Below are 11,431 nucleotides of genomic sequence, written 5' to 3'. Positions count from 1 at the left end.
TCTTTCACTCCAAGGATTTGTTTGATAGAATCAAGTGTAGACATACATTCATTTTCCTTTCTAGTTGGTTTTGTGGTGATTCTATTCTAGCGGAAATGTTGTGTGTCTTCCTTGTTTTTTAATAAGAAAATAGGACCGATAGATTTTTTTCTATCAGTCCAATAAATTATAGAGCCCTTATGTCATGGTCCCTCTCTTTTTATTGTCTTCATTTTTTCTGTAAATCTGACAGATTCTCGTATATTTAACTGAGGAACGATTTGTTGGTGAACGAAAGGTTCATCAACATGAGTGATTCGATTGATTAACGAACGGACTGCGAGCTGCCCCATATAGTGAAGATCTGTGGCAACATTAGTGATTGGTGGTATAGCCATCCGTGTGAATTCAGTATCATCGAAGCAGATAATGCTGATATCATCAGGAATGGTGTAACCGGCAGATTGAAGGTAGCTATTCAACATAAAGGCTAGACCTGAATTTACACAAAACCAGGCATCCGGCATTTCCTCAATATTTTTTAGTTTATTGAAGAGAGTTCCTTGTGTTTCTTCAATCTGTGTGATTTCAATCGAGTCATCGTAAGGAATACCATATTCTGCTAATGTACGGTGATACCCGCGGTACCGCTCTAAATAACTTGGGGAAAAATTGATGTCGCCAATAAAACCGATACGCTGTAGATTATTCTCTATTAACAGAGAAATAGCTTGAAAAGTGCCATCTGTATTTTTTGATAAGATTGCATCTGCTAATAATGAGGGATCATGGTGATCTACTAAAATAATAGGGATCTTAGTAGAGATGATTTCTCCTATATAAGAATTATCACTATGGGATAGTATAATGATGCCGTCATATTCTTTAATGAATGGCGGAATTGTCATGCTTGAGATGTCATTCTCTGTCAAAGTATGTGTATCAATCTGGAATCCAGCTTTTAGTGACTCGGTTTCAATACTTTTAGTGATTTCTCCAAAAAAACTTGTTTGAGAAAATGCGAACTCAGTAGCTAACAAAAGAAATTTGGGTCTGTCCATATTCTCGTCATTTTTTTGGTACTGATAACCTAGTTCTTCTGCTTTCTTCTGAACAAGAAGCCTCGTCTGCTGACTTACTCCGGCTTTATTCCTTAATGCTTGTGAAACAGAATTTTTGGATATTCCTAATGCATTCGCAATGTCTTGCATAGATGCTTTTTTCATACTTATCACCTTGATTTTCTTTAACTTTGAGTTGATTATACCACACTCTTTAAAAAAAGTAACTTGTTGTAATCTTATAGTAATTTTGTAATTATAATTACGTAATGTTGACAAAAAAGATTACGAATGATATGATCGTTTCGTGATAAAGAAAACGTTTACTTTTATAGGAGGAATGATTATGAAAATGAAAAAATTGATTATCGGCATTTCATCGCTATTGGTTGGAGCAATTATTTTGTCAGGATGCAGTGGTGGAGGGGAACAAAAAGAATCTGGTTCCGGTGACGGGAAAACAAAAATTACTTTTTGGGCGGCACCTAATCCACCTCAATTGAAATATTGGGAAGAAATGGCAAAGGAATTTGAAAAAGAAAATAAAGATATTATTGTTGAGGTTAGCCAGATGAAAGAAAGTCCTTCTTCTGAAGCTACTATTCAAAGTGCCATTGCTTCAAATACTACGCCGACACTTTCAGAAAATATCAATCGCAGCTTTGCTGCTCAATTGGCTGCAAGCAAGGCAATTTTACCATTAGATAAGCAAAGTCAATTTAGCTCAGTGACAGATAGTCGAAATATGAATAAAACGATTGAAAGCTGGAAATTTTCTGATGGCAGTCAATATGTATTGCCAGTTTATTCTAATCCTATTTTGTTTGGTTGGCGATTAGATATTTTGAAGGAAATGGGGTTTGATCAAGCACCAAAAACGTACTCTGAGTTATTAAAAGTAGTTGAGAAAGTCAAAGATACCGATAGGGCACTTTGGGCTAAAAAAGATCTGGCTGACCCGACTGCCTGGATGCGTTGGTTTGATTTTTTCCCATTGTATAATGCAGCAAGTAACGGAGCAAACTTTGTAGAGGGCAATCAGTTTGTTGCTGATGAAGAAGCAATGAAAGAAGTCTTTGATTTGATGAGTACCTTAGCGAAAAATAAAGTACTGCGAACTGGTGAAGCTACGGACCCATTTGAAAATGGGGATAGTGTTATGACTGATCTGGGACCTTGGACATTCCCTAACTGGGCTGAAAAATATCCGGAAATGGAATTTGGAAAAAATTACACCGTTACGGCACCTGTGGTTCCGGATGCTCTAGCTGACGAAGAACAGGTTTCTACTTATGCTGATGCGAAAGGTATTGTTATGTATGCAAAAGCTACTGAAGAAGAACAAGAAGCTGCCATGAAATTTTTAGAATTTGTATTTGGGGATGAAAAAAATGACATGAAACTATTGGAAATGACATCATTAATTCCAGCACGGGATGATGCGACTGAAAATAATGCGTTCAAAGAATACTTTGACAAAAATCCTGCTATGGAAGTTTATGCTGAGAATGTGCCTTATGCTGTTCCGGCAATGGACAATGAAAACTACAACGAGATTCAACAAGTCTTTGGTGAGCAAGCTTGGGTACCTGTTGTTCGTGTTGAAAAAGATGCGGCTAAAGCTGTTGAGAGTGCTAAAAAAGCAGTTGAAGGGGCGCTTCAGTGATGAGCAAAAACACCAAATTGGGCTGGTTATTTACCAGCCCATACCTGATTTTTACATTCATTTTCTTCTTGCTGCCGCTGCTATGGTCCTTCTGGCTGGCTTTGACTAGCTGGAATATGATCTCACCAGAGGTTAAGTTTATTGGTATCAAAAATTTTATAGACGCTGTTAAAAGCCCAGCTATTCAATCCGCTTTTTTTGTTACTTATAAGTTTTTGATTATATTTGTCCCGATGGCTTTGACTATGTCAATGATTATCGCTTTATTGGTGAACAGCTTACCGAAATTTAAAGGTCTTTATATGGTTGCTTTCTTCTTACCATATCTTTCAAGCGGAGTAGTAACATCATTGATTGTTAAGGGACTGCTTTCATATAATGGACCATTTAACATATTTCTTCGAACAAAAATGGGGTGGGATATTGATTGGTTAGGAAATCCGCATACTGCAATGATGATCGTTTCGTTGATGATCGCATGGAAGATGTCTGGTTATTACGGTTTAATCTTGATTTCAGGGTTAAGCAATATCAATCAAGAGGTATATGAAGCAGCAGCAATTGATGGAGCGACTTCTTGGACAAGTTTTTGGAAGATCACTTTTCCCATGCTGTATCCAGCTTTTTTCACTGTAACTGTTTTAGCAGTAGGAATCAGTTTTGGTATTTTTACTGAAGTTTATCAATTGACTGGCGGCGGTCCGAATTTTGCGACTAATACTTGGCAAATGGAAATTTATAACCAAGCTTTTGTCGGATTGAGATCTGGGTATGCTTCGGCTGTGGCATTATTAGCTTCGGTTGTCACTTTTACATCGATTGGGCTCATTCGTAAATTGTTGGAAAAATGGGGTGAAAAAAATGGTTGGGTATAAAAGGACTAAAAGGCAAACTGTTCTCCTTTATCTTGTTACGACCATCGTGATGTTGATCATGACCTTTCCATTTATCTATCTGGTGATGCATTCATTTGCTTCATGGGATCAAGTCGATCGAAAAGTGATTCCAGGCAGTTTTAGTTTACGTTCTTGGACATGGCTGTTTGGCGGGTCAGCTACATCAGCAAATGTCCCTTGGCTAGGGGCCTTTGTGAATACGATTATTGTAGCAACTATCGCTACTTTTTTGATGCTGATGTTTGCCTTGATGGTAAGCTATGCTTTAGCAAAAATTGATTTTAAGGGCAAGAAATTCGTTAATAACTTTATCTTGTTCCAAATGTTTTTCCCTGCGATCATCTTATTGATTCCACAATTTTTAATGATCACGAAGGTTGGATTGCTGGATTCATATGCTGGAATGATTATTCCTACGGCAATCAGCTTATGGGCAATTTTTATGTACACTAACTTTTTCAAAGCGATTCCTGATACCTTAATTGAGGCTGCAAAACTTGATGGAGCAACAGAAATGCAGATTTTGTTTAGAATCGTGCTTCCAATGTCAAAATCTATTACAACGGTCATCTTTCTTTTTCTTTATACGGATCGTTGGACGAATTTGCTGTGGGATATGATCGTGTCTAAGAGTGATGGTACAGTGACGTTGAATGTTTTGATTTCACAAATGTTCGGTCCATATGGCACTTATCCAGGTCCAATGTATGCTGCCTCTGTTTTGCTGACATTACCGCTGATCATTTTGTTTTTAATTTTCTCAAAACGATTCCAAGACGGTATGCAATTTACTTTGAAATAAGAGGGGTTAGCTGATGTGGTGGGAAAAAGCAGTTTTTTATGAAATTTATTTACCGTCTTTTGCTGATGGTAACGGAGACGGGATCGGTGATTTTTTAGGAATAAGAGAAAAGCTTCCTTATCTAAAAAATCTAGGTGTTGATTGTATTTGGTTAACACCATTTTATCCCTCACCAAAAATTGATAATGGGTATGATGTTGCCGACTATTGTGGTGTTGATGAGCAATATGGTACTCTGGATGATCTTCAGTTTCTAATCAGTGAAGCACATCAAATGGGAATACGCATTATTATAGATGTAGTATTTAATCACACCTCAACTGAGCATCCGTGGTTTGTAGAAGCTGCAAAAGATCGTACCAGCTTGAAACGTGACTGGTATATTTGGCGGGATGTGCCTAATAACTGGGAAAGTTTTTTTGGCGGATCTGCTTGGAACTTTGACTCTTGTACCAATCAATATTATTATCACAGCTTTGCTAAAGAACAGGCCGATTTGAACTGGAGAAATCCTGAGGTGAAAACAGCAATTTTCCAAGTGCTTGATTTCTGGCTTCATAAAGGTATTGATGGGTTCCGCTTTGATGTTATCAATAATTTGTCTGCTTCGGCTGACTTTCCAGATAATCCCAATGATTCAACGGGGAATCAGCTCCATAAATTTGATGTAGATCAAGAAGGAACTAAGAAAATTCTGAAAGAAATTAATCAATTTGTAAAATCGTATAATTCTGAATTGTTTACTGTTGCGGAGATTAGCTCTGATGAGCTGATGAAAATTTCCAGTTATGTTGGTGGAGAGCTATTTGATACAGCCTTTAATTTTGATCTTGGCAGTCAAGATAGTTTTGATCTTGAAAAAATAAAAAAAGCATTTGAGGCGATTAATTCTCTTTATATGGATAGCTTGCCAACTCTGTTTTTTAACAGTCATGATATGAGTCGTTCATGGAATCGATTGGTACAAGAGGATAAAGAGTTGTATAAACTATTAGCAGTTTTTGTATTGATCAATAGGGGAATTCCATTTTTATATCAGGGAGAAGAGTTGGGAATTGGTGATTTTATACCTGCTCAAATCGAAGATATCCGAGATATTCAAGCGAAGAATAAGTATCAAGAAATGTTGGAATCAATGACAGAAGAAGCAGCTCTTAAAGAGGCAAATAAGGTGAATAGAGATCGTTCACGCGGAATGATGCTTTGGAATGATGCACCCAATAATTGGATTGGCAAATGTTCTGAGAATGAAGACAGCCTGGAATTAGCGGAGTGGTATCGCAGTCTAATCCAATTACGATATCAAGAGGGTCCCTTTAATAGAATTACAGCTATTTTTTTGGATGAGAAATGCCTTTCTTATCGAGTGGATGATATTTTAGTGGTTTTGAATTTTGATGATAGAGAATATGAATTAACAATAGAAGGAAAGCTGCAAATACTTTTTGGAGCTGAATTAATAAATAAGACAAATAAAAGATATCGAATTTTGGCAAAAGCTTGTTGGATAGGAAGGGTAGAGTAGTGATTTATACAAAAGAATTATTAACAGAGTATCGAAAAAAAAATACAAATAAAAAAGCAGCAGTCTTAAACTTTCTAGGTGTTGGTGGTCGAGATGTTTACAATATTACAGCACCATTTGATTTGAATGGACAAGAAGTTATTGCCGGACGTGTAGAATCTCGTGATGATGAGCATTCGCATATCAATTTGTTCAAGGAAGTCAATGATAGTGTTTGGGAAAAGCTCGATGTCGGGATTGATTTAGCTCTTCAAGACCCTTTTTACACAAGAATTGATGGGAAAATTATTTTGGGAGGAGTCGAAGCAGTTTTTTTTGATAATGGAAAAGCAAAGTGGCGAACGGTATTTTATCAATTGGACTCTATTTCAGAAGCATATAAAGTTTTTGAAGGTCCTTGGGGAATGAAAGATTTACGATTGAAGCAGCAAGCTGATGGGCGAATTTTAGTGTTGACTCGTTCGCAAGGTGAAAAAGGCGGTCGTGGGAAAATTGGCTTCTGTATTATTGATCAAGTCAGTAATTTGACGATTCAGATGATTGAGGATGCACCACTTTTGTCTAATCAGTTTTGCGATGAAGAGTGGGGCGGTGGAAATGAGATTCATCAAATCAACGAAGATATCTGGATTTTAGGTCATATCGCCAACTTTGATGCAGATGGGAATCGTCATTATTACGCAATGAGCTTCAAGGTGGACATTGAAAATAAAGCTATGTGTGAAGCGAAGATCATTGCTGAAAGAAGGGACTTTATTGACGGACCAGCTAAGCGTCCTGACTTAGTAGATGTTGTTTTTAGCGGCGGCATTCAGCTACATGGAGAGCGAGCAGTTTTATATGTCGGTATCAGCGATGCCAGTGCACAAAAAATAGAGATTGAAAATCCATTTAAATAGAGGTTATTGACATGAAAATAGAACGTTTTATAGAAAATCCATTAATCACACCAGCTGATGTGAAGCCATTACATGAGGGGTATGAAGTTATTGGTGCCTTTAACGGCGGAGTAGCAGAATACAATGGTGAAGTACTGCTTTTATTAAGAGTTGCAGAACGCCCAATTTCTGAAGATCCAAATATAATTAAAGCACCTGTTTATGATACTGGGACCAAGCAAATGAAGATTGTAGAATTTGATTATAATGATCCAGATTATGATTTTGAAGATCCCCGAATGATCCGCAAAAAAGATAAGTTAGATAGCTTCATTTATTTAACATCCCTATCTTACATTCGAATTGCGCGTAGTAAAGACGGGCATCATTTTATGATTGACGATGATGCATTTTTATATCCTTTTAATGAGTATCAAAGCTATGGAATTGAGGATGCTCGTTGTACTAAGATTGATGATACATATTACATTAATTTTAGTTCAGTTTCTCCTGTCGGTGTGTGTGATTCGCTAGTTTCAACAAAGGACTTTAAAAATTATCAGGATTTAGGAAATATTTTTGCACCAGAAAATAAAGATGTGCTGATTTTTCCAGAAAAAATTAATGATAACTATTATGCTTTACACCGACCTTCTTTGAAAAGTATCGGGAATTATGACATTTGGATAGCTTCTTCACCGGACTTAGTCAGCTGGGGAAATCACAAACATCTTTTAGGAATCAGAAAAACAGAGTGGGATAGTGGTCGGATTGGCGGTGGGTTGGTTCCTGTCAAAACTGAAGCTGGTTGGTTAGTTATCTATCATGGAGCAACATCTGAGCATCGTTATTGTATGGGAGCAGTGTTACTGGATTTGAATGATCCTACGAAGGTAATTGCTCGTTCGCAAAAGCCGATTATGGAGCCGGAAGCTGAATATGAAAAAAACGGCTTCTTTGGTGATGTAGTATTTGGTTGTGGTGGTATTGTTGATGAAGATCGCTTGACCATGTATTACGGAGTGGCAGATACTTCTATGGCTGGTTGTACACTTTCTATCAGCGAAATCATTCAACAGGCAAAAGAGGGATAGAGATGGAGTGGCAGACAAAATTGCAGGAATGGCAGAAGTTTCAGGGTTTAGAGTTGGATTTGAAAGAGCAATTAGCTGCTCTTTCAAATCCAGCTGATCTAGAAGAGCGTTTTTACCGCTATCCGGAATTTGGAACTGGTGGGATGCGCGGAGAATTGGGTGTAGGAACGAATCGGATCAATATCTATACTATTAAACGTGTTGCACTAGGTCTTGCAAAATATATTTTAGAATCTGATGACCACTCAGCTGAAAGAGGGGTGGTCATTTCTTATGACAATCGGCATCTTTCCGACCTTTTTGCAAGATGGACTGCTCGAATTTTAGCATCTAAAGGAATCAAAGTTTATTTATCCGACCAATTGCGCCCAACGCCTGAATTATCGTTTTTGGTTCGGCATTATCAGGCTTTTGCGGGTGTGATGATCACTGCCAGCCATAATCCAAAACAATACAATGGTTTTAAGGTATACGGACAAGATGGCGGTCAGATAACTTTAGAAACAGCGGCACGTTTGACGGCTATTCTGGAGGAAATAACCAATGAGTTATCAATTCAAGCGGATTTATTAACGGAATATATTTCTGAAGGGCTGATTGAGGTGTTTTCTTCAGAGGCAGATGAATGGTATTTGGAAAATCTACGTTTGGTGACCCAAAACTATGAAAAAGTAAACATGTTTGGTTCCCAATTGAAAATCGTTTATACACCCTTGCATGGGACAGGAAGAATCTTGGTTAGTCAGGCATTCAAACGAATAGGATTTTCAAATTTGAAGTTAGTGAAGGAACAGGAATTCCCAGATCCGGATTTTTCTACAGTAAAATCCCCGAATCCAGAAGATCCTGATGCTTTTGAGCTAGCATTGAAACAAGCTTTAAAAAATCAATCTGATCTGGTAATTGCGACAGATCCTGATGCAGACCGTTTAGGTGTTATTGTCTTTAAAGATGGGAAGCCAATCTATTTAAATGGGAATCAAATCGGTACTTTATTACTGGACTATCTCATCAAGGAAAAAAAACGAAAAGGGGAAAATTTAGCAGATTACTTTTTGGCAAAAACGATTGTAACTTCGGATTTAGGCGTAAAAATCGCTGAAGCAAATGGTATTCAAGTCAGAAACACTCTTACTGGCTTTAAGTTTATTGGTGAACAAATTGAATTATCAGAAGAGCAAAATGATAAACGCTTTTTATTTGGCTATGAAGAGAGCTATGGGTATTTGATTGAACCATTTGTACGAGATAAAGATGCAATTCAGGCAGCCGTTCTCTTAGCTGAAGCGGCATTAGATTGTCAGCTTTCAAATAGTAATCTTATTGATCGTTTGAACATGATATATGAGGAATATGGCTATTATGAAGAAGTTTTGGAAACGAAAGAATTTATAAGAAAAAATGGGATTAATCAGATGAACCAATTGGTAGAAAATTTGCGAGAAAAAGAATTCACTTCTTTAGCTGATTTTGAATTAATTGTAAAAGAAGATTACGTATCAGCCTTGAAAGTTGATTTAGTCAAGGGAACTCAAGAAAAGCTTCTTTTACCTAAATCCAACGTTTTGAGGTTCGTCTTTAAACATAATTTTTGGGTGTGCGTTCGACCATCTGGAACTGAGCCGAAGTTTAAAATTTATTATTCGGTCAATGCACCAACACAGGAAAAAGCCAATGAAAATATGAAGGCTCTACAAGCTGCATTCCATCAGCTTGTTCAAATATAAGGAGGACCTAGTGATCTGACAGATGTCCTTTTTTAGCAGATTCATTACTGCTTTATATTATAAACGAATATCCGCATCCGTTTTTTATCAACTATTTGACTCGAAGAGCGGAGCGAGTCAAGATGGAGGTCATTATGAATGCATTACAAAGAAAGCAGCTATTTGAAGCTGAGCAGCAAAAATCAGAAACAGAAATTCTTCGTTTTAAAGGTGTTGATGGTTTTGATGTTTATAATTGTTCTCAACCTTTTAACTATGAGGATAAGTGGTATCTTTTTGGACGAGTAGAGCGTCGAAGTGAATGGATGCGATCCTGGGTACGTCTATTCGAGAAGGTTGAAAAAAATTGTTGGAAGCTAGTTGAAGATTCAATGGTTTATCAATTAGAGGATCCTTATATTGCCAAGATTGACAACAACCTTGTTATGGGAGGTACTCATGTTCAAGTAAAAAAAGAAGATAAATTGGAAGCTTATTTTGGTTATTTTTATTATGGACAGGCTCTAAACGATCTTAAATACTTTACTACTGGTCCGCGAAATATGAAGGATATTCGGATTGTCCAATTAGCAGATGGTCGTATTGGTGTTTTTTCACGTCCTAGAGATAAACAGTTAATTAAAGAATATGGCAGTGAGGCACTAATTGGTTTTACGATCATTGATCATTTAGATGAATTGACCGCTGAAAAAATTGCTAATGCCAAGATCCTGCCAGATTTGTTTGGGAATCTGGAATGGGGTGGGGTCAATCAGGTTTTTTTATTGGATACAAATAAAATCGGTGTAATCGGGCATTTATCTTATCTTGAAGAAGAACAAAGTGTTTATACAGTCATGTCTTTTGTTTTTGATCCACTTACTTTAGCGGTTGACGATTACAAAATTATTGCAACAAGGAAGAGCTACCCGGAAGGACCTGCAAAACGGGAACATTTAAAAGATTGTTGCTTCCCTTCAGGGATGATTTATCATGATGATGAGAATTGTGAGCTTTTTTCTGGTATCGGTGATACACAAGAAGGAGTTGTTAAGATTACGTATCCATTCAAAGGCTATGGACAGATTGTAAATCCTGTTTTGAAGTTTTCTTAAAAGTGCAGTTATCTTCGGTTATTATTTCGAAAATAATTGTGATGAGAAAGTATTAATTCATCCTTCGTTGTGTTTTTATAGCGACAAGAAAATTTCTCCTAAAATCGTTGATAAGCTATGATTTATTTCTTCATTTGTTTTTATCAGCATGAGCAAGGCAGACTGTGCTTCGATTAAAGCAGAGATAATAAAACTGCTTACAGGAAAATCAGCTCGTTATTTTGAGTATAATATTCAAAAGTTTCATTGAGTTATCCTGAATAAAATAGAACAAGATTTGCTATTTAGCAGGCGTATTTGTTTTGACTTTTATGGGTGAATCATTTATGATGAGTTTGGTTAAAAATTTGAATAATGAATTGTTAGGTGAGGCTCCTATATGGAAATATGCTGCTGCCGCGAAAGATTCGAGAGACTCTTAGCTGGTAGAACAGGAATGATCGTGAAGGTCATTCATAATGCAGCTGATAAGAAATTATCTACGCCATATAGTGCTAAAGCTCAACGATGGAGAATATATTTATGCTGTTTATCGTATGCTCTATTGTTGGGTATGCGTTTTTTTATGTTTCAGGACTTACAGGCTGAACAAAAAGCTGTATTTTTTATTTGGAACAGGAGACCAAAAGCTTAGCGGCTTCAGGGTTACCAAATAATTGTGTTTCTCAGCAGATGGAAGTACCATGGACATGAGGCGCTTTGAAAGAAG

Annotated in this window: 9 protein-coding genes and 1 riboswitch; of the genes, 8 read left to right on the top strand and 1 reads right to left on the bottom strand. The window is 37.0% G+C overall.

Going from position 1 to position 11,431, the window contains the following annotated elements; all coding sequences use genetic code 11:
* Positions 1 to 182: 182 nt before the first annotated feature.
* On the bottom strand, positions 183 to 1,205 hold the full coding sequence (locus IW492_RS09645) for a LacI family DNA-binding transcriptional regulator (RefSeq protein ID WP_202067406.1): 1,023 nt from the start codon (positions 1,203 to 1,205) through the stop codon (positions 183 to 185).
* A gap of 181 nt (positions 1,206 to 1,386) precedes the next feature.
* Between IW492_RS09645 and IW492_RS09640 the strand changes: the two genes are divergently transcribed.
* From IW492_RS09640 to IW492_RS09605, 8 genes are all read left to right on the top strand, one after another.
* Positions 1,387 to 2,706, top strand: a complete 1,320-nt coding sequence (locus IW492_RS09640; protein WP_202067405.1) for an ABC transporter substrate-binding protein — start codon at positions 1,387 to 1,389, stop codon at positions 2,704 to 2,706.
* Positions 2,706 to 3,581, top strand: a complete 876-nt coding sequence (locus IW492_RS09635) for a carbohydrate ABC transporter permease (protein ID WP_229442250.1) — start codon at positions 2,706 to 2,708, stop codon at positions 3,579 to 3,581. The genes IW492_RS09640 and IW492_RS09635 overlap by 1 nt, the downstream gene beginning before the upstream one ends.
* Positions 3,568 to 4,404: a carbohydrate ABC transporter permease gene (locus IW492_RS09630; protein WP_202067403.1), complete on the top strand. Its 837-nt coding sequence runs from the start codon at positions 3,568 to 3,570 to the stop codon at positions 4,402 to 4,404. Before IW492_RS09635 ends, IW492_RS09630 begins: the two co-directional genes overlap by 14 nt.
* Before the next feature lie 13 nt (positions 4,405 to 4,417).
* Positions 4,418 to 5,929: an alpha-amylase family glycosyl hydrolase gene (locus IW492_RS09625; RefSeq protein ID WP_202067402.1), complete on the top strand. Its 1,512-nt coding sequence runs from the start codon at positions 4,418 to 4,420 to the stop codon at positions 5,927 to 5,929.
* Positions 5,929 to 6,828 carry a DUF1861 family protein gene (locus IW492_RS09620; protein WP_202067401.1) on the top strand — a complete coding sequence of 300 codons (900 nt, stop codon included), beginning with the start codon at positions 5,929 to 5,931 and terminating at the stop codon, positions 6,826 to 6,828. The genes IW492_RS09625 and IW492_RS09620 overlap by 1 nt, the downstream gene beginning before the upstream one ends.
* 11 nt (positions 6,829 to 6,839) lie before the next feature.
* Entirely contained in the window at positions 6,840 to 7,901 is a 1,062-nt protein-coding gene (locus tag IW492_RS09615) for a BtaManbiosPhlase (protein WP_202067400.1), read from the top strand.
* 2 nt (positions 7,902 to 7,903) lie between these two features.
* Positions 7,904 to 9,628: a phospho-sugar mutase gene (locus IW492_RS09610; protein WP_202067399.1), complete on the top strand. Its 1,725-nt coding sequence runs from the start codon at positions 7,904 to 7,906 to the stop codon at positions 9,626 to 9,628.
* Between the two features lie 134 nt (positions 9,629 to 9,762).
* The gene (locus tag IW492_RS09605; protein WP_202067398.1) at positions 9,763 to 10,722 is read left to right on the top strand and encodes a DUF1861 family protein; all 960 of its coding nucleotides are present in this window, start codon (positions 9,763 to 9,765) and stop codon (positions 10,720 to 10,722) included.
* 351 nt (positions 10,723 to 11,073) lie between these two features.
* Positions 11,074 to 11,243: riboswitch (M-box (ykoK) riboswitch) on the top strand.
* The last annotated feature ends 188 nt before the right edge of the window (positions 11,244 to 11,431 follow it).

Origin of the sequence: Enterococcus sp. BWB1-3 (assembly GCF_016745275.1) — a bacterium.
Classification (GTDB): domain Bacteria; phylum Bacillota; class Bacilli; order Lactobacillales; family Enterococcaceae; genus Enterococcus_L.
Note: the sequence above shows the minus strand (reverse complement) of the source record. Positions and strands in the feature narration are given on the sequence as shown.